Raw genomic sequence first — 25,696 nt, 5'->3', positions numbered from 1 at the left:
CACAGCGAAAACGCTACGCGGAGAAACTCATGAGCATGATCTTCTATGCCTTCGGCATCCTGCTGTTCGTGGCCGTGGTGCTCTGTGTCGAGGGTATCTTCATCTGGTGGAACAGTACGCACGGCGCCGCGGCCAAGCGTATCGAGGCCCGGCTTCGCGCGCTCTCCGCCGGCGGCCAGGTTGGCGCAGAGCAGTTATCGATCCTGAAAAAACGGCTGCTCGCCGATTCGCCGCAGATCCAGCGATGGCTGATGACCTTGCCGCGCGTCGGCGCGCTTGATCGCTGGCTGGAACAGTCGGGCAGTTCGTGGTCGGTGGCCCAGTTGCTGGGCTATTGCGCGACGGTGGCACTGTGCACTGTGGCACTGATCCCGGTATCGCCGCTAGCCATGCCGATCATGCTGATCGCCGCCGCCGTCGCCGCGGTGATGCCGATCCTTCATGTCTCTCGCCAGCGCGCCAAGCGGATCAGGCAGTTGGAGGCCCAGTTGCCGGATGCCGTCGACATGATCGCCCGCGCCTTACGCGCCGGACATTCATTCAGCGGGGCGCTTGGCATGGTTGGCCAGGAAATGAAGGCGCCGATCGGGCCCGAGTTCCGTACCACCTTCGAGGAAATCAACTATGGCGTGGCGCTCGACGAAGCCATGACCAATCTCGCCATACGCGTGCCGGTCGGCGATCTGCGCTACTTCGTCATCGCGGTCCTGATCCAGCGCGAGAGCGGCGGCAACCTGGCGGAGATCCTCGACACCATTGGCAACATGGTGCGCGAGCGCCTCAAGCTGTTCGCCAAGATCCGCGTGCTCTCGGCAGAGGGGCGCATGTCTGCGTGGGTGCTCGGCCTGCTCCCGTTCGCGACCGCCGGAATGATCCTGGTCATCAACCCGGGCTTCATGAAGGTACTGTGGGACGACCCGATCGGTTTGCAGTTGATCGGGGGCGCACTGCTAATGATGACATTGGGCGTACTGTGGATGCGCAAGATCATTCGCATACGGGTGTGATGCCATCGTGCCGGCAGGCAGCAGAACACATACATCGTAGTGCTACGACACACACGGCTTGGGCAGTCAGCCTGACGGGGGTCCATCATGCAAGGCATCTTTCAAGGGGTCCAGGCCCAGCAGCTTATCGTGCTCGGGTTGATCTTTGTGGCGGCATTCGGCACGGTGTTCGGCGTGCTCTATGCGTTCTCGCCAAACCGCATGCGCGGCCGTGCCGAGCAGGTTGCCGGCCACGCCGGCCAGGCGGAGGGCGGCACCGGATGGCTGCAGGCATGGCTCGGCAAGCTGGTGCGATGGACCCAGCCTGTCTCGCGCCTGTCGCTGCCAAAGGAAGGATGGGAAGGTTCGCAACTGCGGGTGCGATTCATGAACGCCGGGTGGCGCAGCGCGGGCGCCGCTCCGTTGTACTTCACCGCCAAGACGGTGCTGGCTGTCGTGCTGCCGATGGCCGGTCTGGTCGCCGCGACGGGCGAAGCCGAGCTCCAGCAGCAACACACCATACTCGCTTTGCTGACGGTGCTTGCCGCCATCGGCTATTACCTGCCGAACTTCGTACTGGCGCGCAAGGTGGCCAACCGCCAGCGCACGATCTTCGAAGAGTTTCCCGATGTGATCGATCTGCTGACGGTATGCGTCGAAGCCGGTCTTGGTCTGGACGCGGCGCTGATGCGCGTGGCCGACGAACTGGCGCTGCGCTGCCCTGTCCTGGCGGACGAACTGCAGCTGATGCTGCTGGAGCTGCGCTCGGGCTTCTCCAAGGAGAAGGCCCTGTCCAACCTCTCGCTGCGCACAGGTGTGGAAGACGTCGACAAGTTCGCCTCGATGCTGATCCAGGCCGATCGTTTCGGTACCAGCCTGGGCGACTCGTTACGCGTACTGTCGGACATGCTGCGCACCAAGCGCCGCATGCGCGCGGAAGAAATGGCGGCGAAGATTGCGCTGAAACTGCTGTTTCCGCTGATCTTCACGATCTTCCCTTCGCTGCTCCTGGTACTGCTGGGACCGGCATTCATCCAGATCTATCGGGTCCTGTTGCCGACCATGTCCGGACAGGGCTGAGCGCGTTTCCGGGTAGCCGCACACGGTTCCCCCGGCTGTCTCCCCGGTGCAACGCCGGCAAGACAGTCTTTGCCCGGACCTAGCGCCGGGCTTTTTCGCCTGCTGCGCAACCGCTATGCGGCACCGCGCCGACACGGCACGACACGGGACTTGACCGGATCGCCGGCCTTCTTAAGAATTCAAGCACCGCCGCCCTGCCACGGCGCGCAGTCCGAATGAATTCGCGGGAGTCCCAATGAAACTACGTATCCTGAGCGACCTGCATATCGAGCACGCCATGCCGCAATCGGTACCGGCCTGCGAGGCAGATATCGTGATACTCGCTGGCGACGTCGCCAATGGCCGCAACGGCATCGACTGGGCCGCGGACACCTTCGAACAGCCTGTCATTTACGTTCCGGGCAACCACGAATACTACGAAGGCAATTTCGACGCCGTGGACGCGCAGATGGCAGACGCCGCAGCCGCCTATCCCGCCATGCATCTGCTCAACGGCGCTGTGGCAGAGTTCAGCGCGGCCAACGGGCGCGTACGCGTTCTCGGGGCAACCTGGTGGACCGACTACAACCTGTTCGGCACCGATCGGCGCGAGGCGTCGATGCAGGCCTGTTCCGCGGCGATGCTCGACCACCGGCTGATCGAACTCAAGGGCAATGACGGACATCTGCGGCACTTTCGACCGGAAGATGCACTGGCACGCCATGAGGCCGCGTCAGCATGGCTGGCCGAGCAACTGGCCCGGCCGTTCGACGGCAAGACCGTCGTCGTGACCCACCATGGCCCTGACCTCGGCAGCCTCGATCCGCGCTATTCGCACGACCTGGTATCCGGCGGATTCCTGTCACGCCGGCCCGACCTGGTGGCACAGGCCGACCTGTGGATCCACGGCCATACGCACACCAGCTTCGACTATTGCATCGACGACTCGCGCGTGGTGTGCAATCCGCGCGGGTATGTCAGTCGGCGTACGGGCGAGCTCGAGAATTCACGGTTCGACTGGTGCTGCGTCGTCGAAATCTGACCCTGACTCCGCTATCCGTGGCCAATGGTCAAGCCTGCACGCCGTTCGCATTGCGCCAACAAAAAAGCCCCGCATACCGATGCGGGGCATTGCCTCTGACGACGCGTGACACTAGCTGCAGACTGTGCCGCTCCCCGGATCCTGTCCCATGATTTCGCGCGGAAGGTAGGTCGCAAATCCCGGCACGGTCAATCCGGATCTTCCGAACCAGGCCGCCGGTGCGATCGTAGACGCGGACAGTCCGGTCACCGTGACCGAAACCCCTGTGCAAGACGTGCTGTCGCAGCTCGCACTGACACCGCCTGCGTCATACCAGGTAACGGAGACATTGCTGGCCGAGAGACTGGGGACAATCTGCTGCATGCGGCTGAGCACCGATCCCGATCCTCGTCCGCACACGACAGCCTGCCTCGCTCCCCATCGCGTCGCTTCCGCCACGGAGTTCCAGGTGTAGAGTACGCGCCCGAACTCCATGATCCCAAGCAACACCGCAAAGAAGATCGCTGCCACCAGCGCAAACTCCACCGCTGTCGCACCTCGCTGCCGTCTATTCATATGCCTGCCTCATCGTGGCTGAGATGTCGCTGAAGGAAATGGACGTCAGGGAGTTGCTGCCACCGGTGTAGAACCGCGTAAAGCCGAGAATGTCCACCAGCGGCGTAAACGTGTATCCCGAGATCCGGACCGTCACCGTATTGATGGCGGGATTGCTGCCCTGCCCCATGTTCGAGGTACAGGTCACATCCGCCGCGTCGCAGATGCTGACCATGCCGGTCGTCAGGCCGGGCACTAGGGGCGGCTGGCTGGCGCCCACCACCGGAGTGCCATAGACGGCCAGCTGCTGTGCCATGGCGTGCGCCGTCGCACTGCCCGCCGCCTGCGTACTGAGGTAGCGCGCCGCGTCGCGCACCGATTTCGTCAGCGTGTTGTACGTATAGATGGCCCGGCCGAACTCGGTGAGCGCAAAGCAGATCGCCAGCAGCAACGAGATCGTGATGCCGAACTCGACGAGCGCCACGCCTTTCTGTCGCTTTTTCATCGCTTTCCCCTACTCTACGAGCGCCGGGATCATGGGGCCGAAATTGCCGCCGGCCAGGCCGTTGGTCGTGCAAGGACTGCTGAAGCTTGCAGCGTTGCCGAGATATTCGAACTGCACCGTCAGCGTAGGGCCACTGATTGGCTGCAGCATGAGCATGCAGGCGAAATCGACGACTTTCGACGCGGTCGAAACCACCGGTACGATAACGAGGCGCCGGCTCATCCCGAGCTTGGCGTAGTCGCCCGTGCTGCCAGGCGCCGCCAGGTTCTTGTAACCACCTTTCATATTCAGGCCAGTGATGTTGTCACCCACCTGTACATCGGTGCTCGTATCCCCATAGCTTGCGAACGAAAGCCGCTTGGCCTTGAAGTTGGCGGCAGTGGGATCGGTGCCGCCCGAAGCGCCGTTATATGCGTTCCTGCCATTCGTCCAGTTCTTGCTCGTGTACGAATAGCCCGTAAAGTCAGGGCGCATCGCCTGCATGTCGCCGTTGTTCTTGTAGATGCCGAAGCGGCTGTTCCACTGGTCATCGACAGCAACCTTTGCGCCAGGCGTCCGAAGCGTATCGTTGACCTTCGAATTGCAGTAGCCGACCGACATTTCGTTCTTGGTTTCGTTGGCGTTCGTCGAGCCGTCCAGGTTGTACCAGCCCATCTCTCCCGGGCCGGCGGTCGTCGTCCCGTCATAGAGTACCGTGACCCAGTCTCCGACCGTGAAGCCATAGTCGGGTGCGGTACCACCGGTCTTGGGGAGCAGCCCGACGGGAATCGGGCAGGTGCTTTGCGCATGGGTGCGGGTAGCCACGCCCACGGCTGCCACCGCATTGCTGCTTGGCCCGCCGACCATCTTGATCAGGTAGGCCACGATCCCGCTGGTCAGGTGATTGCACTTGGCGTAGCGCGCATTGGCCACGGGCGCGAACGTCGAACTGAAGGTTCCGGTCAGCGAATCGCTGAACGTGACATCCGTGTCGACCAGCGATGCCGAGGCCTTCTGGTATTTGACCTTGTTGGCATTCCCGGCGGTCAGGCCGGCGCTGGTCGCGCGTGTCAGGGCATCCGCGGCGCCATCCAGCTCCTGCGCCGCCGCGAGCGCGCAGCTGTCGACCGCTGACTGCAGCTCGGTCTTCGCGACGAACATGGCCCCAAGGTCAATGATCAGGCCTGCCATGCCGAGCAGCACGGCAAGAGTCAGGCCCACAATCGGAAGAATGACCCCTCTTTCCTTCTTGTTGTCGTACCTGGACATATGGCTTCGCCCTTGGAAAATCATATAGGCACGGTCGGGCGGATGGTGGGAAAGCGCAATCCGTGCAAACAACCGGGGAACCTGCCCAAGCCCTACCGACGTACATGCATTCTTGGCGATGCGACTCGCAATTGGTATCGATCCAATGGTGGAACATGCCGGCAAGCGATCAGCCTGCAGGCGATGAAGAAATGAAACACGTGCACCCGGGAACGCGAAGCAGCGGGGTCGCACATCCATCTCGCAAAGGGCTTGGCGGGCACCACTGCATCGATAGTGGAAGCGGAGACACTTGCAGGGCGGCCGCGCCGTACCAAGGTGCCCGTGTCGAGGGCGTTCGCGCCTGCCGCATGTTGCAGACCTGATTCATACCTCTGGCGACAGCGCCGATGTCATCGGCCGGCCGCAAAGCAAAAACCCCCGCAAGCTCGCGCTTGCGGGGGTCTCTTCAGACAGCCTGCCCGTCAGGGCAGTCGGTCGGCACAAATTACATCATGCCTTCCATACCACCCATGCCGCCCATGCCGCCCGGCATTGCCGGAGCCGACTCTTCCTTCGGCGTTTCGGCAACTGCGCAGTCCGTGGTCAGCATCAGCGAAGCCACCGAAGCGGCGTTCTGCAGTGCGGTGCGGGTGACCTTGGTCGGGTCCAGCACGCCCATTTCCACCAGGTCGCCGTACTCGCCCGAAGCAGCGTTGTAGCCGTAGTTGCCCTTGCCTTCGATGACCTTGGCAACAACGACCGAAGCTTCTTCACCAGCGTTCAGCACGATCTGGCGCAGCGGCTCTTCCATGGCGCGCAGCACGATCTTGATACCGGCGTTCTGGTCGGCGTTCTCGCCTTGCAGACCCGAGATCGCAGCGCGGGCACGCAGCAGGGCCACACCGCCGCCGGGGACGATGCCTTCTTCCACCGCAGCGCGGGTGGCGTGCAGGGCGTCTTCCACGCGGGCCTTCTTTTCCTTCATTTCGACTTCGGTTGCAGCGCCAACCTTGATCACGGCAACACCGCCGGCCAGCTTGGCCACGCGCTCTTGCAGCTTTTCACGGTCGTAGTCCGAGGTCGCTTCTTCGATCTGGGCGCGGATCTGCTTCACGCGGCCTTCGATCGCAGCGGCGTCGCCGGCGCCATCGATGATGATGGTGTTTTCCTTGCCGATCTCGATGCGCTTGGCCTGGCCCAGGTCGTTCAGGGTGGCCTTTTCCAGCGTCAGGCCGATTTCTTCAGCGATGACGGTGCCGCCGGTCAGGATGGCGATGTCTTCCAGCATGGCCTTGCGGCGGTCGCCGAAGCCCGGGGCCTTGACGGCGGCGGTCTTCAGGATGCCACGGATGTTGTTGACCACCAGGGTCGCCAGGGCTTCGCCTTCGACGTCTTCAGCGATGATCAGCAGCGGGCGGCCAGCCTTGGCCACTTGCTCCAGCACCGGCAGCAGGTCGCGGATGTTCGAAACCTTCTTGTCGAACAGCAGCACGAACGGGCTGTCCAGCTGGACAACCTGCTTTTCCGGGTTGTTGATGAAGTACGGCGACAGATAGCCGCGGTCGAACTGCATGCCTTCCACGACTTCCAGCTCGTCGGCCAGCGACTTGCCGTCTTCGACGGTGATCACGCCTTCCTTGCCGACCTTGTCCATGGCTTCGGCGATGCGCTCACCGATCGAGGTGTCGCTGTTGGCCGAGATCGCGCCAACCTGGGCGATTTCCTTGCTGGTGGTGGTGGGCTTGCTGACCTTCTTCAGCTCTTCCACGGCGGCGGCGACTGCCTTGTCGATACCGCGCTTCAGGTCCATCGGGTTCATGCCGGCGGCGACGAACTTCATGCCTTCGCGCACGATCGACTGGGCCAGAACGGTAGCGGTGGTGGTACCGTCACCGGCGTTGTCGCTGGTCTTGGAAGCCACTTCCTTGACCATCTGGGCGCCCATGTTCTGCAGCTTGTCCTTCAGCTCGATTTCCTTGGCCACGGACACGCCGTCCTTGGTCACGGTCGGGCCGCCGAAGCTGCGCTCCAGCACCACGTTGCGGCCCTTCGGACCCAGGGTAACCTTCACTGCGTTGGCGAGGATGTTCACGCCTTCGACCATCTTGGCACGGGCGGCGTCGCCGAACACTACGTCTTTTGCTGCCATGTTCTGATTCTCCTAATTCTTTGCGGTGGGTGTCGTCGACAAGTGATTACTTGTTCACGACAGCCATGATGTCTTCTTCGCGCATGACCAGCAGTTCCTGGCCTTCGACCTTCACGCCCTGGCCGGCGTACTTGCCGAACAGCACACGGTCACCCACCTTCACGTCGAGGGCGATATTGTTGCCCTTGTCATCCTTCTTGCCCGGGCCGACGGCCAGCACTTCGCCTTGATCCGGCTTCTCGGCGGCGTTGTCGGGAATCACGATACCGGACGCGGTCTTGGTTTCATTGTCCAGACGCTTCACGATCACACGGTCGTGCAAAGGACGCAGATTCATACGGACTCCTAGATACAAAAGTGAGTTTTGATTCACAAGCGAGCCGCGATCAGAGTCGGCGGCCGCGGAATTTCGGGTACCGCAGGGAGCTGTTAGCACTCACCCCCAGCGAGTGCTAATTATAGGGACGGGGTATGGGCATTTCAAGACAGCGACTTGATGGGGGTTTTCCCTTGGTGGGTGTCGGGGGCCTTTGGTGACGCGGAGGCGAGGTGGCGAGGTGGCGAGATTCGCTCAACCCTGGCCCCTTACGGCTTCCCGCGCCAGCCTGAACTCCTCGCGCAATGTCCCCGGCTGTCACGCCGGCGCCCCGCCACGTCAATCCCGATGGCGATGGCCTTCCTAGAATGTTGACAGTTCATTCCGGGCACGCGGCGGTGCCCGCAACCGGTGACTGGCAACGATGGCGAACTCTGAGCGATTTCTGGTAACCGGGGCACTGGGATGTATCGGCGCATGGACGGTGCGCCGGCTCGTACAGGAAGGCGTGCCGGTCGTTGCCTTCGACGCGGACAACGACGTCCGGCGCCTGCGCCTGTTGATGGACGATGCACATCTGTCGCGCGTCGAGATGGTTCGCGGCGACATCACGGACCTGGGCCTGCTCGAGGCAACACTGGACAGGTATCGCATCACGCATGTGATTCACCTGGCAGCGCTGATTCACCCAAGGTTCAAGGCCGATCCTCCGCTTGGGGCCCGCGTCAACGTGCTGGGCGGCGTGAATCTGTTCGAAGCAGTGGCGCGGCGCGCCCAGCGGATCGCCGGCATCGTGTACGCGTCATCGATTGCGGTGTACGACAGCTGCGACGCGGCGAGCGATGCAACCATCCTGCACCATACCTGCGGGCATCCGACGACCCTCTATGGTGTGTTCAAGCAGGCAGAAGAGGGCATGGCGCGCGTGTATTACCAGGACAGAGGCGTCTCCAGCATCGGCCTTCGCCCGGCAACAGTCTTCGGCGCCGGAAGAGACTATGGCCTGACCGCGGCGCCCACCCAGGCCGTCCTGGCGGCAGCGCTCGCGCGTCGTTTCCATATTCCATACAGCGGCCGCAGCCAGATTCACTATGCCGACGACCTTGCGCGCATGTTCATCGCGTGCGCACGTTCCGGCTATCGCGGCGCTGACGTCTTCAATATGCAAGGCAGCGTCGCAGACATGGGCGAAGTCGTCGAGACGATCGAGTCGGTCATACCGGAAGCGCGCGGAACGATCACGTTCGCCGGGCCATCGCTCGGGCTTCCCGAAGACTACGACGCGACCGCGCTGGAGAACCTGATTGGTCCCCTGCCCCGCACGCCGCTGCGCGAAGCAGTAGGCGAGACCTTCAGACTCTTCCGCACCGGGATCGCCAGCGGAGCCATCCGCGACATCTGATCCCGTTTGCCGCCGCGGTGCCGTCGCGCCGCGATCTGCGCATTTCCCGACGCATTTCCCCGTTTTCCCGCACTGCCCCCGAGGGCATCCCCGCATTGGGCTTTCCCTAACTGTCCCGAAATGTCAAATATTTGCCCCTGAATGTTAAGACGCTTTGCATCGCCCGCCCATACTTCTGGCACGACTGCCGTCGTCCATGGCACCCATTTCGAGACCACACCCATAACGGGGAGACATCTATGCCAATCCGCCCTACCCTGAACTGCGTGCGCCGCGCCGCTGCCTGCGCTGTCCTGGCCCTGTCCATGCCCGTCGCCATGGCATGGACCAACAAGCCGGTCCGGGTACTGGTCCCAGCGCCTGCCGGCGGCACCATGGATGTGCTGGCACGCGTGCTGTCCGAAGCGCTCACGGCCGAACTGGGCCAGTCCGTGGTGGTCGACAACAAGCCAGGCGCCGGCGGCGGCATTGCGATGAACACGTTGCTGGGGGCGCCGGCCGACGGGCAGACCATCCTGGTGTCGACCACCAATGTGCTCACGGAAATCCCGCATGTGATGAAGGTCTCCTACGATCCGATGAAGGATGTGAAGCCGGTGGCCGCGGTGGCCAGGTCGACCCTCCTGCTGGTCGGGTCGACGGCCCTGCCGCCCAAGGACCTGCCGAGCCTGATCAGCTATGTGAAAGCCCATTCGGGCCAGCTCAGTTTTGCTTCATACAGTGCGGGCACGGTCGCCCACTATGCTGGCCTGATCATGAACCAGAAAGCTGGCATGGATCTGCAGCACGTGCCTTTTGCCGGCTCTCCGCCGGCGCTGACACAGGTCATGGGCGGACAGATCGCGGTGATGTACGACGGCATGGTGACCTCGCTGCCGATGATCAAGGCCGGCAAGCTGCAGGCCTATGCGCTGGCCGCGAAACAGCGTTCGCCGCTGCTGCCGCAAGTCCCGACCTTTGCCGAGCTGGGCTATCCGGACATTGACTTCAACAACTGGGCGGGCGTGTTCGTATCGTCCAAGGTGCCTGCAGACGTGGTCCAGAAAATCCAGGCTGCCGTCTACAAGGCAGCCTCGACGCCCAAGGTGCAGGAGCGGATTCTCGGGCTCGGCTTCGAGACCGTGCCGGCGCAAACCCCGGCTCAGCTTGGCCAGGCCTTGCGCACCGAGTACGACCGCAATGCCGCCATCGTGAAGACCTACAACATCCAGCCCTGACGGTCCGCGGCTCCGGCAGCGCTGGCTGTTGCCTTCCTGCCGGAGTTCGCACTCGGCCACCGACGGCCATCGCGGCGATCTGCCGCAATCATTCGACCTTCGCCGGTTGCTCCCCTCTTCGCCGGTACCCGTCGACAGTGCGTGCCCCGGATACGCAATGTCCCCGGCGGTCACGGCGAAGACCCGCACCATCATCCGCCCGGCCGCCTGCTTCCCTAGACTCGGTACATATGCCTTACGGCAGGCGCAAGGCGCTGATGCCGCGAAACATGAAGGAGCCAGTATTGCCATTCAAGACCTGTGCCCTGGACCAGGCTGATACCCCTGAAGAGGTCGGGCTGTCCGCGCGGCGGCTGCGGTCGATCTCATCGGTGTTCAATGCAGATATCGACCGTCGCAAGATCCCGGGCGCCGTCGTGCTGGTTGCGCGCAAGGGCCGGATCGCCTGGTTCGAGGCGTTCGGCTTCGAGCATGCGGATACCCCGCGCCGTCCGATGCAGCGCCACTCCGTCTTTCGCCTTGCTGCGATGACCCGGCCCGTCATTGGCGTGGCAGCGCTGATACTGATGGAAGAAGGAAGACTGGCCCTGAACGATCCGGTCGAACGCTACATCCCGGAATTCGCGCACCTTCAGGTCGGCGTCGAGACGGCCGACGGGAAACCCGGCGGGCGCCGCCTTGTGCTCGAACCGGTGCGCCGCGCCATGACCGTCCACGACCTGTTCCGGCACACGTCCGGCCTGACATACGGGCAGTTCGGCGATTCGCTGGTGCAGCGCCAGTATCGCGAAAGCGCCACGATGGACCCCGGGCAGACCAATGCCGAGATGGTCGCAAAGCTGGCGGCCATCCCGCTGCAATGCCAGCCGGGCGAGGTGTTCGAGTATGGCATGTCCACCGACGTGCTCGGCCGCGTCATCGAGATAGTCTCGGGCATGGACCTGGCTCGCTTCGTCGCGGAGCGCGTGACACAGCCGCTGCGCATGCATGCAACGGCCTTCGGGCTGAAGCGCCAGGACGGCGCTGGCCTGGCACTGCCATCCGGCGCATCCGGCAAATCGACCGCCCTGTTCGACTACGACGAGCACGACCCGCCTCGCTGGCATTCCGGCGGCGCCGGCCTGCTGTCCACGGCCGGCGACTACGCGCGCTTCTGTCAGATGCTGCTCAGCGGCGGTGTGCTCGATGGCGTGCGCCTGCTCTCCAGGAAGACCGTCGAATTGATGCTTGGCAACCATCTGCCCCCGGCCACACGCTATGGCAGCTCGACCACAGGGCTCGGCATCAACGCGCCATTGCCCGATCTCGGCCAGGGCCATGGCTTGACAGTGGGCGTGCGCACTGTGCGGGGCCTGAGCCCGGTGCCGGGTTCGGTCGGCGATTTTTACTGGGGCGGCGCGCTCGGGACGTATTTCTGGGCGGATCCGCAAGAGCAGCTGGTAGCCATTCTGATGCTTCAGGAGAACGACCCGGCGACGCGCGTCGGGTACCGGGCCCTGTTGCGCAACATCGTATATGGCGCGCTGGAAGACTGAGCAGCGAGCGCGTTACGGCGACCGGCAGTGCGGCCCGCGCACGCGGTACCAGGCATAAATTTTGGAGGAGCAAGCATGAAGACAATGAACCGGCGCTGGATCCTCAGGCAGCGCCCCGTCGGCGATATCGGCGACAACGACCTGCAGCTCGTTGAAGCGCCGCTGCCGCGCCCGCGCGACGGCGAGATCCTGGTGCGCAACCTCTATCTCATGGTGGCGCCGACCAACCGCGTCTGGATGAGCGAGATCGACCAGTACATGGCCCCGGTGGCGCTGGGCGAGGTGATGCGCGGCGTCACCATGGGCGTGGTCATCGAGTCCCACCACCCGGACTTCAGGCCTGGCGACATCGTCGAAGGCGGCATGGCGTGGGAAGAGTACTCGGTAACGAGGACTGCCCGGCGCGTCCCGGTGGAGTATGGCCTGCCCCTGCATGCGTATGCGAGCGTGCTGGGCAGCTCCGGCATGACCGCCTATTTCGGCATGCTCGACATTGCCAGACCCAGGGCTGGCGAGACCATCGTGGTGTCGGCCGCCGCAGGTGGCGTCGGCTCGATCGCCGGCCAGATCGGCAAGATACTCGGCTGCCGGGTGGTTGGCGTCGCGGGTGGCCAGGCCAAATGCCAGCTCGTCAGGGATGAGTTCGGCCTCGATGCCTGTGTCGACTACAAGGGCGGCAACCTGCTTGCCGATCTTCGCGACGCCTGCCCGGACGGCATCGACGTCGATTTCGAGAACGTGGGCGGCGAGACCATGGATGCCGTGCTGGCTCTGATCAATCCGGGTGCCCGCATCGCCCTGTGCGGGATGATCTCGACTTACAACGCAAGCGGTGACTGGTGGAGCCCGAAGCTGTTCCGCAACGTCATCATGAAACGCGCCCGCATCGAAGGCTTCCTTATTGCCGACTACCGTTCGCGGTTCCACGAAGCCGTGGAAGCCCTGGCGAACTGGGTCAGGGACGGCCGGCTCAAGTACCGCGTCGACATCGTTGACGGCATCGAGCAGGCGCCCGCCGCCCTGAACCGCCTGTTTACCGGCAAGAACACCGGCAAGCAGCTTGTCCGCCTCGCTCCGGAATCCGTAATCGGCTGAATGCCGCGGCCGCGCAGCCCTTAACCACCAATATCCATGATTCATACAGACATCGGCGGCAACGAGTCCCGGCCGAACGCCCGCCCCCGCCTTCAGGACTTTCAGGGCAAGACGGCAATCATCACAGGCGCCGCGTCGGGCATCGGCCTGGCACTGGCCGAGGCACTGGCGGCTCGCGGTGCCGACCTTGCACTGGCCGACATCGACGCGCACGGGCTTGACACTGCACGCGAGCAGCTCGCATCGACCGGCAGGCGCATCTGCACGCGCGTACTGGATGTTTCCTCCGATGCGGACGTGCGCGATGCGGCGGCGGAGTTCGCGGCGAAACTGGGGCGCATCCACCTGGTCTTCAACAACGCCGGCATCGATATGAGCGGCGAACTGGCTTCGCTATCGGAGCAGGACTGGATCCGCGCGTTCGGCATCAACGTGTTTGGCGTGATTCACGGTATCCGTCATTTCCTGCCGCTGCTGCGCCGGCACGGCGAGCCGGCGCATTTCGTCAACACGGCGTCGGGCGCTGGCTTCTGGGTGAACAGCGACTTCCCGATGGGCGCCTACGCGGCCACGAAATACAGCGTGGTAGCCCTCTCCGAGGCGCTCGAGCAGGAACTGCGCGGCACCGGCATTGGTGTTTCGGTGCTTTGTCCTGGCCCGGTGAAGACCCCCATCGCCGAACGCTCGAGCCATGCCAGCGAATCGTTCAGGGCCAGTGTTGCCGCTGGCACGGCGCCGGAACTGGTGGCAAGCCAGACACTGGAGGCGATTCGGGCGGGCGAGTTCTACATCTTCACGCCGACACGCATGCGGCCGCGCCTGGAAGCGCGATTCGCGCGGATTCTCGGCGCGCTGGAGCGCGCGCCCGCCGTCACCACCGGCACGCCCGCGACATGATCCATCTCATCTTCCTCTGCACGCGGCGCCCCGATGTGGACCGCCACGATTTCCTGCGCTACTGGCGAGAAGCGCATGCGCCGCTGGCGGCGAGCTTTCCCGGTGTGCGGCGCTACGTCCAGAACACTGTCCGCCTGGTCCCCGGTCAGGCTGCGCACTACGATACCGTGGACGAGATCTGGGTCGAAGATAGTGCGGCTCTCGATGCGCTCCTGCACAGCGCGGAGTATGTCGGGTCGGCGCTGGCGGGCGCTGGCAAACTGGCCGCCCCCGGGCCCTGCGTGCGTCTGCACACAACGGATCACGTCGTACACGCCGGCGCATCGATCGCCAGGGACGAATCGTTGCCAAAGCGAATGACCTTCTTCAAGCGCAAGGCGAATCTCGGCCGCGCGGACATGCTGCGCTACTGGCGCGGCACGCATGGGCCATTGGCCGCGTCGGTGCCGGGTCTGCGCCGCTATGTCCAGAGTGCCACGCTGCCGGCCGCCTGTGCCGATGCCTGTGAGCAAGGCGAGCCGCGCTTCGACGGCGCGGCGCAGATCTGGTTCGAGGATGATGCCGCGCTGCAGGCAGCGGTGCGCTCGCCGCTCTTCCGGGAGTCAGTCAAGCCGGACGAAGCGAACTTTATCGATACCGACGCTGCCGTGACGCTGTCGATCGAAGCAGAGCACCGCATCGTCTGGCCGCAGGCGGCCTGAGCAACGCCGCGTTACGCCCGCTGCTCGGGGCTCGCCGCCAGCAGCTGTTGCCGCGGCAGCGGCCCGGCCGGCTGCATGCCATCGCTGCGCCATGCACTGGGGCTGCAGCCAAAATGGCCGCGGAACCAGCGCGAGAACGCACTCTGCATCGAAAACCCGAGCAACACGGCCACGTAGCTGACCGGGCGGTCCGAATGCCGGAGATACTGCACCGCCTGCGAGGCACGGACCTCATCGAGAATGCTGCTGAAAGTCGAGCCTTCCTGCAGCAGCTTGCGGTGGACCGTGCGCCGGTCGACGCCAAGCTGGCTGGCGACGCGCTCCACGCCGCAGTTTCCCGACGAGAGCAAGGACAGCACCATGCGCCGGACTTTTTCGGTCATGGACAGGGTCGCACGCGCGCTCAGTGATTCCAGATAGGCATGCGCGTACTGCGCCAGCTCCGGGCGCGCGGAGCACGGCACTGCCTCCATGTCCTGCAGCTCGCAGACAATGCCGTTGAAGTCGCAACCGAAATCCACGGTCCGGCCGAACACGCGCGCGTGCGCTGCCGGATTTCTCGGGGCGCCATGCGAAAGGCAGATACGCCGCGCGCGCCACCGTGGACCGATCAGCTCCTGAAGCATCCGGTAAAGCGACACCACTACCATTTCGTCGGCCTGGCGTGTCGAGCCGGAATGCTCGACCATCAGCGACACGCGGATGACCAGAGCGCCCTCCCGTTCTTCCACGCCGAGGAACAGAGCCTCGCTGTGCAGCGTGATGTAGCGCACCATCGCACCCAGCGCATCGCGCAGCGTCCGCGAATCTCGCACTGCCATGCCGAGCGGCCCCAATACCGACAATTGACGGCCCTCCCCCATGCGCAGGCCAAAGTCTTCGGCATCGGAGGCTGCCGCGGACATTTCGAGAAGGCGGCAGACTGCGCTGGCGGAAACCAGGTTGTCGCCGTCGTCCAGGCAGCTTGGCGGCAGCCCCACTTCCGCCAGGATCCGCAGCGGATCCAGGCCGACCGAGCGCGCCACCTCGGTATAGCGCGACAGCGTGGCGATGCGGACTAAACGACTCATGGGCCTCCTTGCACGGGCAGCGGCTGCAAGGCCATTTGCAGCCTTCGGTTGTCGCGGGAGCGGTGTCCGCGCCCGCCGGTCGTCTGCATGGTGTCAGGCGCGGCGCATCAGGCTGTAGCTCTGCGCGCTGGGACCGAAATCGGGCATGCCGGCCAGGAACAGGGCAAGCGGGACGACATCGGCGGGATCCTTGAACCATTCGCCGGGCGGTATGGCGACGTCACGCGTCATGTCCGTCCTGACCGGCCCCGGTATCAGCTCATTGACGCTGATGTTGTCCTCCTGGAGTTCCATCGCCAGCGACTGGGTAAGCATCCACAGGCCGCTCTTGGAGCACGAGTAGGCCGACAGGCCCGCATTGGGCCGGTTGCGCTGGCCGGAACCGATCATGATGATCTTGCCGGCGCCACGGCGGCGCAGGTGGGGAATGGCGGCATGGGCGGTGTGGTAGGCACCCGTCAGGTTGACATCGATGGTCTTGCGCCAGAGCACGGGATCGCTGTCAGCGATCCGGCGCTGCTCGAGCGCGACACCGGCATTGGCCACGACGATATCGACACCGCCAAAGGTATCGCTGGCGCGCTGGAACAGGGCCGCGACGGTCTCGTAGTCCGCCACGTCAACGGTCTGCGCGATGGCCCGGCCACCCGCTTCGCGGATCAGCGCGGCGGTCTGCGCGATGTCGGCCTCGCTGCGGGCGCTGCATACCACCGCAGCACCGGCGCTGGCATAGGCCAGTGCAATGGTGCGTCCGATGCCGCGGCCCGCGCCTGTGATCACGGCAACCTTGTCCCTGAGCATATTGGGGTCGATCTGGCTCATTGTCAGTTTCTCAGTCTCGCTTTGCGTTGCAATGGTGTGTGTGTGTCGCACGTAAGTGGCTCGACTCGCATTGCGACTCCGAAAGGTTGTAGTAGAGGTCGATGCAGAAGGGTCGATGCACAGTATTGAGGAACTGGCGCGCGACGCGTTGACATTCGGGGGCAGCCACTTTACATTTTGGGGCACCTTGGGGAAGTCCTATGTCGACACTGCTGCAACATGTGAACCTGACGGAGTTTGTCGACGTGGCCCGCCAGCTCGGCCTGGATCCCTATCGCCAGCTGCGTCAGGCGGGTATCAGCCCGACGGCGCTGGTGGACCCGGAAATGCGGGTGCCGGCGAAGTCGGTCATGCGCCTGCTGGAGGATTCGGCACGGCGTGCCGGCCTGGAAGACCTTGGGCTGCGCGTGGCGGAAGCCCGTCAACTGACAACGCGGGGCCCACTGTGGACGGCGATGCGCGAGTGCGCCACCCTGCGCGACGCACTGGACGCGATGGCGCGCTATCTGCATTTGCTCAACGAAGGTCTCGATATGCGCATCGAGACGATCGGGGACGCCGCGCTTGTCAGGCTTGAACTCCTCGTGTCCGTGGATGGTTCCATGCGGCAATCGACGGAGTTCGTGATCTGCCTCTGGTTCCGGTTGTTCAAGCTGCTCGCGGGCCCGGCATGGAAGCCGCGCAGCGTCTGCTTCAGCCATGCCGCGCCAGCCAGCCTTGCCACGCATCGGCGCGTGTTCGGTGTACCGGTGCGCTTCCGCCAGGATTTCGATGGCATCCTGCTGGCCGCCTCCGACCTCGACGTGGCCAACGCAGCGCCGGATCCGGCACTGGGACGTCATGCGCGCGAGTTCCTGGATACCAAGCTGGCGCAGTCCGGCTCCACCATGCCGGACAAGGTGCGCAAGCTGGTATTCGCGCTGCTGCCAACCGGCCAGTGCGGGGCCGAACAGGTAGCCCGGCAGCTTGGCATCGACCGCAAGACGATGCATCGCCACCTGGCTGCCTATGGACAGAACTACCTTTCCGTCGTCGATGCCGTCAGGGTCGACCTCGTCACGAGATACCTTAAAAACAGCGCGCGACCGCTGTCGGACGTTGCGATCCTGCTGGGCTTTTCCTCGCTTAGTGCATTCTCCAGGTGGTTCTCCATGCGCTTTGGCTGCAGCGTGACGGTGTGGCGCCGTCAATCACCGGCACGGGAAAGTACCCGCTAGCGCTGCGCTGGCCGATGCCGCGGAGACCCATCGTGCGCGCGAAGCGCGCAAGACCAGCGGCGCTGGCGCCCTACTGGTACCGTAACGTTGCTTCCCGGCGCGCGGGCATCACCGCTCCACCAGGACGCATGCGCTATCACGGGGCGACGTGCTCAGGGCATGATCGCCCGGAACCCATTGCTGGAACATTGCAGGAAATCGGAGAGATCATGGACCTGAGGCTAGAAGGCAAGCGCGCCATCGTGACAGGTGGCAGCCGCGGCATTGGCAAGACGATTGCCCTGCAGCTCGCGCAGGAAGGCGTTGATGTCGTGCTCGCCGCGCGCGGGCAAGAGGCGCTGGAGGCGACAGCCGCGGAGCTCGCGGCGCTGAGCGGCCGCCGTATTGTGCCGCTGACGGTCGATACCGCCGACAAGGCGTCCGTCGACGCCATGGTGGAGCAAGCGATCGAAGCCCTGGGTGGCATCGATATCCTGGTCAATGCCGCGGCGCTGCCAGGCGGCATCTCGCCGGCCACGCAGCTGGACCAGATCGTCGATGCGCAAGCACTCGAAGATATCGACATCAAGGTCATCGGCTATCTTCGCACCGCGCGGGCGCTGGCGCCGCATCTGGCCGCAAATGGCTGGGGACGAATCATCAATATCGGCGGCCTGGCGATCTACCATACGGGCCGGCCCATCGCCACGCTTCGCAACGTCGGCGTGGCGGCGATCACCAAGAACCTCGCGGATGAACTTGGCCCGAAGGGCATCAATGTCACGGCGGTCCATCCCGGACCCACGCGCACCGAGAAGACCGATGCGGCAACCGAGGCGTGGGCGGCGACCAGAAGCAGCCTCGGCCGCATGGTCGATGCCAGCGAGGTCGCCTGCGTGGTGACCTTCCTCGCTTCACCGCTGAGTGTGGCCATCAATGGCGAAGCCATCGCGGTCGGCGGCGGAATCCCCGGCAGCATCCACTATTGAACCTACCCTGAACCGGCGGCGGCAGCCTCGCCTTGCCGGCCCGCTTCAGCGCGGGCCAGCCTTCAAGGCTGCCAGTCGCGACGAGCTCAATGGCCCCGTTCTTCCTGGAGCCGCTGGCGCAGCACCGCGCGGAGATCCTCGCCATATCCGGTGAGGGTGCCGCCATCCACGGCCAGCATCTGGCCCGTGATCATGTCGGCACGGTCGCTGGCAAGGAACGATACCGCCTCGCCGATCTCCTCGGGCTTGCAGAACCTGCCCAGCGGCACCGTCCGCCGGATCAGCGCATCGCGCTTTTCCGGACTTGCATAGGCTTCAATGGCAGGCGTCAGGATGCCGCCGGGGCACACGGCATTGACATTGATGCGCTGGTCCGCCAGCTCCCATGCGAGGTGTTGCGTCAGTCCCGTGACCGCATGCTTTGACGCGGTGTAATCCACACTGCTGAAGTAAGCCATGCGAATGCCGGCGATGGAGTCGATATTGACGATCTTGCCCTTGCCCTGCGCCTTCATGGCAGGGATGACCGCCTGGCAGCAGAACAGGATGCCCTTGGCGTTCACCCCCATCACGCGGTCCCAGTTTTCTTCCGTGACGTCGCACACCAATGCGGAGGCGCCGCCGATGCCGGCGTTATTGACCAGGATGTCGATCGCGGCAAACGCCTCCAGCGTCTGGCGGGCCATGGCCTCCGTGTCGGCCTTCTTGCTGATGTCGGCGCGGATGGCGATCGCACGCTTGCCGTCCGGATCAATGCTGGAAGCGACGCGTCTGGCGGCGTCAAGGTTCAGGTCCACCACGGCAATCCTGGCGCCTTCACGCGCCAGCACGCGCGCGATGCCTTCGCCGCCGCCCTGCCCGCCGCCCGTAATGATTGCCACCTTGTCCTTAAGCTCCATGCTGGTCTTCTCCTTGCGATCTTGTCAGAGGTCGATACCGTGGGCCGTTGCGGCCGACCTCGCCAAGTATCTAGGAGCAAGGCGGAGCATTTTGACAATCCGGGGCATCAGATTGACATTTCGGGGTAACTAGGGAAACCACGAAGGCCGAGCCATCATACCCATGAGCGGCCGACCAGCTTTCGCAAACCGCCCAGCCGCCAAATGCGCCTTTTGCTGACTTTCGCCGTCCGGCCAAGTGACCCGCCGGCCAAACCGCGAAACAACCACGCCCGCCAGGCACGACACCGCTGTCAGACATCCTCCCCCCACTCATTCGGCCCAAACCCGACATCCCCGACCCCATCCCCTCGCTAGAGTGAATCTTGCGGCCAACGCACCGCTGGATCACAGGTGCCGCTACCTGCTCCCGTGCAACAGCCTGCGGGCCGCATTCGACAACAACCCGATGAGGTTCCAAATGGATCTGAAAAAGCCCGTCCGTCCGACCCATGTGGCCGGCGCACTCGCCGCGGTCCTGACCGGTCTGAGTTGTGCCGCTGCCTTTGCCCAGACTCCCGCCACTCCGTCCACCCAGTCCACCCAGTCCACCCCGGCCACACCAGCCACTCCAGCCACTCCAGCCACTCCAGCCACACCGGCCACACCGGCGGGGGCGCAAGGCGTGCCGCCAGGCATGACGCAAATCGAACCACCGAAGGATCCGCTGGTGGAACGCCGCGAGGCCCGCAAGAAGGCGGCCGATGAATACAAGGCCACCAAGAAGACTGCAAAGGGCGAGTACAAGCAGGACGTCCACGCAGCCAAGCAGGAGCGCAAGGCCGAGGACCAGGCCGCGGACAACGCCGCGCGCCAGGAACTCGCGGCGCCAAAGCAGTAGCGAACCGCAGCATCTTCGCCGGCAGTGGACTGGCAAGCCGCTGCCGGCGCCCCCGTCGCCAGCCGGCTCACGACCGGCTTGCACCGGGCCGTATCCGCACTAGACTCCAGTAGCACGCGCCGCAGGCACTCGCGCAGCGGCCGCGCTGCCCGACATGCCCGCTTTCCGCTTGCCCCCCAAGCTGGCAGGCCTCTTGCTGCAAGGCCTGGTGGGGGCAGCATGCTGCTTCGGCCCGCTTGCCGCCGCGCAGCAAAAGTCGGCGCCGGCGTCCGCGCCGACAGCGGCCGCGCCAGCCGCAAAAACCGATGCCGCCGCCGTACGCGGGCTCAACCTGGCCAACAAACCCTGGAAGGGCGATTTCGACGCAATGGTCGATCGCCACGTCATCCGCGTGCTGGTGCCCTACAGCCGCACGCTGTACTTCAGTGACAAGGGCCGCGAGTGCGGCCTGACGGCCGGGCTGGTGCGGGACTTCGAGCGCTACCTGAACAAGACCTACGCCAGCCGCCTCGGCAAGCGCCCGCTGACGGTCATCATCATCCCGACCACGCGCGACCGCCTGCTGCCCGACCTGGCCGCTGGCCTGGGCGACATTGCCGCCGGCAACCTGACCGAGACCGAATCCCGGCTCAAGCTGGTCGACTTCGCCGCGCCACGCGACCGCAAGCCGGTGCGCGAACTGATCGTCACCGGGCCCAAGGCACCGGCGCTGTCCAGCCTGGTCGACCTGTCCGGCAAGACCGTGCACGTGCGGCGCACGAGCAGCTACTACGAAAGCCTGACGGCCCTGAACGACAGCCTGCGCCAGACCGGCAAGGCACCCGTGAAACTTGTGCTGCTGCCCGACGCGCTCGAAGACGAAGATGCCATGGAGATGGTCAATGCCGGGCTGTTGCCGATCATCGTGGTGGACGACTGGAAAGCCGCGATGTGGGCGCAGATCCTGCCCAAGATCAAGGTGCGCGAGGACCTCGTGGTCCGCGCCGCGGGCTATGTCGGCTGGGCCTTCCGCAAGAACAGCCCGCAGTTGCGTGCGGCGATCGATGATTTCTACGTCAACCACCTGAAGAAGCACAGTGTCGCGGAATACCGGCTCAAGCAACTGATGAAGAGCGTCAAGCAGATCCGCAACAACACCAACGATGCGGAATACAAGCGCTTCGAGCAGACCATCGCCTTCTTCGAAAAGTACGGCAAGGACTACAGCTTCGACCCGCTGATGCTGGCCGCGCAGGGCTTCCAGGAATCGCAGCTGAACCAGAAGGCCCGCAGCCATGTGGGCGCGATCGGCGTCATGCAGGTCATGCCCGCCACCGGCAAGGAGCTCAACGTGGGCGATATCAAGCAGACCGAGTCGAACATCCACGCGGGCACCAAGTACCTGGACAAGCTGATGACGCAGTATTTCGCCGATGCGCACTTCTCCGAAGCGAACCGCCCGCTCTTTGCCTTTGCCAGCTACAACGCCGGCCCCGGCAATATCGCGAAGATGCGCAAGGAGGCCGCGGCGCGCGGCCTGGACCCGGACAAGTGGTTCAACAATGTGGAAATCGTGGTGGCCGAGAAGATCGGCATCGAGACCACGACCTATGTGCGGAACATCTACAAGTACTATGCCGCCTACCGGCTGGTGCAGGACATGCAGGCCGCGCGGGAACGCGCGCTGAAGGAAGTCAGCAGATAGGTATGTCCCGTGCCGCGGGCTCAGTCGGCCAGCCCGCTGGCGTCGATATAGCCGAGCGCTTCGGTCACCGCCAGCCGCGCCTTGAGCACGTAGCAGACACGGCGCTCGCGGATGGCCAGGGTGACCACGTTGGCCTGCAGCATTTCCTCGAACAGGTGGCCGGCACGCTTGATCGGCAGGCCGGCCAGTTGCGCCAGGTCGGCCGCGGGCAGCCCCTCTTCGCCTGCCTGCAGCAGCGCGCGGCAGATCTTCACGCGTGCGGGTTCGGTCATCAGCGCCATGGTCAGCGCGCTTTCCTGGGTCTCCATGTCCACACCTCGATTGTCCGGCGGGCGCCGCCGCCCTCGCTTTTTTTCACGTTCTACGCGGGCCTGGCGGCAAAGGCAATAGGGCCGCGCCCCGGCTGCGTGGATTACAACACGCAGCCGTCAGGCCCGCAGACGGGTGATGCGCGACCGGCATCGTTGGTGTTGGCCGGCAACTGCTGCGCGATCGACGCCTGCCATTCGGCGGCCTTGCCAAGATAGGGACCGAAATCGAGGACGCGGTAGCCACCGTCCGTTTCGAGCGCAAAGGTCGGGAAACCTCGTCCACCCAGCGCGCCCAGCAGGCGCCGGCTTTGTTCGATATGGCGGGCGGCCGGCGCCCCGGCCGCGGCGCTGTAGGCCGCGCCAAAGGCTTCGGGCGCCATGCCAAGTTCGGCGGCCAGCGCGGCCAGCACCTCGGGCCGGGCGATCTGCCGCCCTTCGACGTAGTGCGCGTGCTGGATGCGCTTGAGCATGGCCAGTGCCAGGTCCTGCGGCGCATCGGCCGATAACTCGTCCCATAACTCGTCCCATAACTCGGCCGATAGCGCGGCCGTGGCAAGGATCGCGGTAATCGGCGGCTCGGAATCGAACACGGCATGCGGATCGCACAGCAGGCCGTTGAAATAGGCGTCGCCAAACGGCTGGCCCGTGAGCGCGTGGATGCGCCGGTCATGCGGCATCACATAGTTGCGCAGTGCCGGCGTCACCGGCTGGCGTTGCGCCCCGACCATCATGCCGCCGGCATGCAGCGCCAGCGCCAGGCCGGGCACGGCCTGGGCGGCCTGCACCAGCGGCGCGGCGGCATAGCACCAGCCGCACAGGGGATCGTAGATATAGTGGAGAGTGGCGGTCGTCGTCATGCCGCCATGATAGCGCCGGAGGCGGCATGCACCTCCGGCGCACCGGCCGGTCAGGCCAGCACGAACGGCAACTGGCGCTGCCGCTTGCCCGTCAGCACGAACAGCGCATTGGCGACCGCCGGGGCAATCGGCGGCACGCCTGGTTCGCCCAGGCCGGTGGGCGGGTCCTGCGAGGGCACGAAGAACACGTCGACCACGGGCGCGTCGGTGATCCGCGGCGGCGGGTAGTCGGGGAAGTTGCTGTTCTTCACCGCGCCGTTCTCGATCTCGATGGCAAACCCGGGCCGCGTCATCGCCAGCCCGAAGATGCAGGCGCCCTGGATCTGCGCCTCGGCCGACAACGGGTTGACCACGCGGTTGGCGTGCACGCCGGCGGTGACGCGGTGCACGCGCGGCTCGCCCTTGACCAGCGAGACCTCGGCCACATGGGCCACCACCGAGTTGAACGACTCGTGCACCGCCACGCCCCACGCGTGCCCCTTGGGCAGCTTGCGCTTGCCGTAGCCGGACTTTTCCACCGCCAGCTGCAATGCGGCCCGATGGCGCGCGTGCTTGCTCTCGTCCAGCCGCGCCAGGCGGTAGGCCACCGGATCCTGCCTGGCCGCCGCGGCCATTTCGTCCACGAGCGTTTCCTTGACGTAGGCGGTGTGCGTGTTGCCGACCGAGCGCCACCACAGCACCGGCACGTCCACCTGCGGGTGGTGTACCGAAAGCTGCATCGGCAGGTTGTAGTCGTTCTCGAGCAGGCCTTCGGTCATGGTCGCGTCGACGCCATTCTTGACCATGAACGGCTCGAACGGCGTGCCCTTCAGGATCGACTGGCCGACGATGGCGTGCTGCCAGCCCACCACCTTGCCGTGCGCGTCCAGGCCGATGCGCGCGCGGTGCACATGCAGCGGACGGTAGTAGCCGCCGCGGATGTCGTCCTCGCGGCTCCAGACCACCTTGAGGGGTTCGGTGTGGCCGTTGGCGACCCAGGCGCGCAGCACGTTGGCCGCTTCCACCAGGTAGTCGGAGGTGGGCACCGCGCGGCGGCCGAAGCCGCCGCCCGCCATCATGGTGTTGAGGGTGACCTGGTCCGGGCGCAGTTCGAGCACGCGGGCCACGGCCGCCTGATCCACGGTCTGGAACTGGGAACCGACCCACACCTTGACCGCCTGCACCTTTTTGCCGGCCACCTCGGGCTGCAGCGTGCAGTTCAGCGGCTCCATCGGCGCATGGGCGAGATAGGGGAAGCGGTACTCGGCTTCGATCTTGCGCGGCGCGCCGTTCACGGCCGCGGCAATATCGCCCTCCCCGGCGCGCGCCACGATGCCGGGCTGGGCGGCCAGCTTCGCGTACTCATCGAACAGCGCCTGCGACGACACCTTCGAGCCGGTGTCTTCCCATTCGATCTGCAGCGCCTCGCGCGCCTGCCTGGCCGGCCAGTAGCCGTTGGCCACCACGGCCACGCCGGTGCCGCCACGGTCCACCGGCACCAGCATCACGTCGCTCACGCCCTTGATCGCGCGCGCCTTGTCGGCGTTGAACGACTTGACCTTGCCGCCGAAACGCGGCGGACGCGCCACCACGGCCACCATCATGTCCTTCACGCGCGTATCGATGCCGAACGCGGGCTTGCCTTCGAGCTTGCCGCGCGCATCGAGCCGCGGCGTCGGCTTGCCCACCAGCCGGAACTGCGACGGGTCCTTCAGGTGCACCTGCTGCGGCACCGGCATCTCCATGGCCGCGGGCGCCAGTTCGCCGAAGGTGGCACGCCGGCTGCCCGAGCTCACCACGCCCTGCTCGACCTTGCAGCTGGCGGGATCGACCTGCCATTGCCGCGCCGCCGCGGCGACCAGCATGGCGCGGGCACGGGCGCCCAGTTCGCGGTACTGCTGGAACGAATGGTTGATGGCAGTCGAGCCGCCAGTCATCTGCATGCCGAAGCCGGGGTCCTTGTACGGATCGCCGGCGGGGGCCAGCGCGGCGCGCACGTTGCGCCAGTCGACGTCCAGCTCTTCGGCCAGCGCCATGGGCAGCGCGGTGTGCACGCCCTGGCCGAATTCCAGCCGGTTCACCGCGATCGTCACCGTGTTGTCCGGCGCGATCACCAGGAACGCCTGCGGCGCCGATGGGGGCGCCTTCGGTGCGCCGCCCTCCTGGGCCTGCGCCACGGGCACCATGCCCAGTGCCAGGCCGCCGCCGGCCAGGCCGCTCAGCTTGAGGAAGCTGCGGCGATCCAGCGTTGCCACGCCGGCAGCGCCGCTGCCGTCGGCATTGCCGCCCTGCGCCGTGCTTGCGCCGGCCAGGGCCTCGAGTCCACGAATACGCATGTCAG

At 65.1% G+C, this 25,696-nt stretch carries 24 protein-coding genes; 13 read left to right on the top strand and 11 right to left on the bottom strand.

Going from position 1 to position 25,696, the window contains the following annotated elements; genetic code table 11:
• Nucleotides 1-29 precede the first annotated feature (29 nt).
• The 3 genes from CupriaWKF_RS03745 (at nt 30) to CupriaWKF_RS03735 (ending at nt 3,087) form a co-directional block, all read left to right on the top strand.
• The gene (locus CupriaWKF_RS03745) at nt 30-1,007 is read left to right on the top strand and encodes a type II secretion system F family protein (RefSeq protein ID WP_276099695.1); all 978 of its coding nucleotides are present in this window, start codon (nt 30-32) and stop codon (nt 1,005-1,007) included.
• Nucleotides 1,008-1,094: 87 nt separating this feature from the next.
• The gene (locus CupriaWKF_RS03740; RefSeq protein WP_276099694.1) at nt 1,095-2,066 is read left to right on the top strand and encodes a type II secretion system F family protein; all 972 of its coding nucleotides are present in this window, start codon (nt 1,095-1,097) and stop codon (nt 2,064-2,066) included.
• Between the two features lie 235 nt (nt 2,067-2,301).
• Nucleotides 2,302-3,087, top strand: coding sequence for a metallophosphoesterase (locus tag CupriaWKF_RS03735; protein ID WP_276099693.1), 786 nt, complete (start codon nt 2,302-2,304; stop codon nt 3,085-3,087).
• Nucleotides 3,088-3,198: 111 nt separating this feature from the next.
• Here CupriaWKF_RS03735 and CupriaWKF_RS03730 read toward each other — a convergent pair whose 3' ends face one another.
• From CupriaWKF_RS03730 to groES, 5 genes are all read right to left on the bottom strand, one after another.
• A complete protein-coding gene (locus CupriaWKF_RS03730; RefSeq protein WP_276099691.1) occupies nt 3,199-3,642 on the bottom strand; it encodes a TadE family protein in 444 nt (147 codons plus the stop codon).
• Entirely contained in the window at nt 3,635-4,126 is a 492-nt protein-coding gene (locus tag CupriaWKF_RS03725; protein WP_276099690.1) for a TadE/TadG family type IV pilus assembly protein, read from the bottom strand. Before CupriaWKF_RS03725 ends, CupriaWKF_RS03730 begins: the two co-directional genes overlap by 8 nt.
• A gap of 9 nt (nt 4,127-4,135) precedes the next feature.
• Nucleotides 4,136-5,374, bottom strand: a complete 1,239-nt coding sequence (locus CupriaWKF_RS03720) for a pilus assembly protein TadG-related protein (protein WP_276099689.1) — start codon at nt 5,372-5,374, stop codon at nt 4,136-4,138.
• A gap of 487 nt (nt 5,375-5,861) precedes the next feature.
• Nucleotides 5,862-7,505, bottom strand: coding sequence for a chaperonin GroEL (gene groL, locus CupriaWKF_RS03715; protein WP_276099688.1), 1,644 nt, complete (start codon nt 7,503-7,505; stop codon nt 5,862-5,864).
• A 46-nt stretch (nt 7,506-7,551) separates the two neighbouring features.
• Nucleotides 7,552-7,842: a co-chaperone GroES gene (gene groES, locus CupriaWKF_RS03710; RefSeq protein ID WP_063237002.1), complete on the bottom strand. Its 291-nt coding sequence runs from the start codon at nt 7,840-7,842 to the stop codon at nt 7,552-7,554.
• A 403-nt stretch (nt 7,843-8,245) separates the two neighbouring features.
• Here groES and CupriaWKF_RS03705 point away from each other — a divergent pair, with 403 nt between their 5' ends.
• From CupriaWKF_RS03705 to CupriaWKF_RS03680, 6 genes are all read left to right on the top strand, one after another.
• Nucleotides 8,246-9,223, top strand: coding sequence for an NAD(P)-dependent oxidoreductase (locus CupriaWKF_RS03705; protein ID WP_276099687.1), 978 nt, complete (start codon nt 8,246-8,248; stop codon nt 9,221-9,223).
• A gap of 239 nt (nt 9,224-9,462) precedes the next feature.
• The gene (locus CupriaWKF_RS03700; RefSeq protein WP_276099686.1) at nt 9,463-10,440 is read left to right on the top strand and encodes a tripartite tricarboxylate transporter substrate binding protein; all 978 of its coding nucleotides are present in this window, start codon (nt 9,463-9,465) and stop codon (nt 10,438-10,440) included.
• Nucleotides 10,441-10,724: 284 nt separating this feature from the next.
• A complete protein-coding gene (locus CupriaWKF_RS03695; protein WP_276099685.1) occupies nt 10,725-11,975 on the top strand; it encodes a serine hydrolase domain-containing protein in 1,251 nt (416 codons plus the stop codon).
• Between the two features lie 75 nt (nt 11,976-12,050).
• The gene (locus CupriaWKF_RS03690) at nt 12,051-13,070 is read left to right on the top strand and encodes an NADP-dependent oxidoreductase (RefSeq protein ID WP_276099684.1); all 1,020 of its coding nucleotides are present in this window, start codon (nt 12,051-12,053) and stop codon (nt 13,068-13,070) included.
• A gap of 36 nt (nt 13,071-13,106) precedes the next feature.
• Nucleotides 13,107-13,967, top strand: a complete 861-nt coding sequence (locus tag CupriaWKF_RS03685) for an SDR family NAD(P)-dependent oxidoreductase (protein ID WP_276099683.1) — start codon at nt 13,107-13,109, stop codon at nt 13,965-13,967.
• Nucleotides 13,964-14,668, top strand: a complete 705-nt coding sequence (locus tag CupriaWKF_RS03680) for an EthD family reductase (RefSeq protein ID WP_276099682.1) — start codon at nt 13,964-13,966, stop codon at nt 14,666-14,668. Before CupriaWKF_RS03685 ends, CupriaWKF_RS03680 begins: the two co-directional genes overlap by 4 nt.
• An 11-nt stretch (nt 14,669-14,679) precedes the next feature.
• On the opposite strand, the gene CupriaWKF_RS03675 is transcribed toward CupriaWKF_RS03680, so the two are convergent.
• Nucleotides 14,680-15,738, bottom strand: a complete 1,059-nt coding sequence (locus CupriaWKF_RS03675; RefSeq protein ID WP_276099681.1) for an AraC family transcriptional regulator — start codon at nt 15,736-15,738, stop codon at nt 14,680-14,682.
• Between the two features lie 93 nt (nt 15,739-15,831).
• Entirely contained in the window at nt 15,832-16,560 is a 729-nt protein-coding gene (locus tag CupriaWKF_RS03670) for an SDR family NAD(P)-dependent oxidoreductase (RefSeq protein ID WP_276099680.1), read from the bottom strand.
• Nucleotides 16,561-16,760: 200 nt separating this feature from the next.
• Here CupriaWKF_RS03670 and CupriaWKF_RS03665 point away from each other — a divergent pair, with 200 nt between their 5' ends.
• Together CupriaWKF_RS03665 and CupriaWKF_RS03660 are read left to right on the top strand one after the other, a co-directional pair.
• A complete protein-coding gene (locus CupriaWKF_RS03665; RefSeq protein ID WP_276099679.1) occupies nt 16,761-17,777 on the top strand; it encodes an AraC family transcriptional regulator in 1,017 nt (338 codons plus the stop codon).
• 209 nt (nt 17,778-17,986) lie between these two features.
• Nucleotides 17,987-18,745, top strand: coding sequence for an SDR family oxidoreductase (locus CupriaWKF_RS03660; protein WP_276099678.1), 759 nt, complete (start codon nt 17,987-17,989; stop codon nt 18,743-18,745).
• A gap of 86 nt (nt 18,746-18,831) precedes the next feature.
• On the opposite strand, the gene CupriaWKF_RS03655 is transcribed toward CupriaWKF_RS03660, so the two are convergent.
• Complete coding sequence (locus tag CupriaWKF_RS03655; RefSeq protein ID WP_276099677.1) at nt 18,832-19,644, bottom strand: SDR family oxidoreductase; 813 nt, start codon at nt 19,642-19,644, stop codon at nt 18,832-18,834.
• Between the two features lie 460 nt (nt 19,645-20,104).
• Between CupriaWKF_RS03655 and CupriaWKF_RS03650 the strand changes: the two genes are divergently transcribed.
• Nucleotides 20,105-20,524, top strand: a complete 420-nt coding sequence (locus CupriaWKF_RS03650; protein ID WP_276099676.1) for a hypothetical protein — start codon at nt 20,105-20,107, stop codon at nt 20,522-20,524.
• A 154-nt stretch (nt 20,525-20,678) separates the two neighbouring features.
• A complete protein-coding gene (locus tag CupriaWKF_RS03645; protein WP_276099675.1) occupies nt 20,679-22,208 on the top strand; it encodes a transglycosylase SLT domain-containing protein in 1,530 nt (509 codons plus the stop codon).
• Between the two features lie 20 nt (nt 22,209-22,228).
• Here CupriaWKF_RS03645 and CupriaWKF_RS03640 read toward each other — a convergent pair whose 3' ends face one another.
• The 3 genes from CupriaWKF_RS03640 to CupriaWKF_RS03630 form a co-directional block, all read right to left on the bottom strand.
• Complete coding sequence (locus CupriaWKF_RS03640; protein ID WP_276099674.1) at nt 22,229-22,516, bottom strand: ArsR family transcriptional regulator; 288 nt, start codon at nt 22,514-22,516, stop codon at nt 22,229-22,231.
• Between the two features lie 104 nt (nt 22,517-22,620).
• Nucleotides 22,621-23,376 (bottom strand): DsbA family protein, encoded by a 756-nt coding sequence (locus CupriaWKF_RS03635; RefSeq protein ID WP_276099673.1) that lies wholly within the window; start codon nt 23,374-23,376, stop codon nt 22,621-22,623.
• A gap of 50 nt (nt 23,377-23,426) precedes the next feature.
• Nucleotides 23,427-25,691 (bottom strand): xanthine dehydrogenase family protein molybdopterin-binding subunit, encoded by a 2,265-nt coding sequence (locus CupriaWKF_RS03630; RefSeq protein WP_276099672.1) that lies wholly within the window; start codon nt 25,689-25,691, stop codon nt 23,427-23,429.
• Between the last annotated feature and the right edge of the window lie 5 nt (nt 25,692-25,696).

Origin of the sequence: Cupriavidus sp. WKF15 (assembly GCF_029278605.1) — a bacterium.
Taxonomy (GTDB): Bacteria; Pseudomonadota; Gammaproteobacteria; order Burkholderiales; family Burkholderiaceae; genus Cupriavidus.
This window is presented reverse-complemented; position numbering and strand designations above follow the sequence as displayed.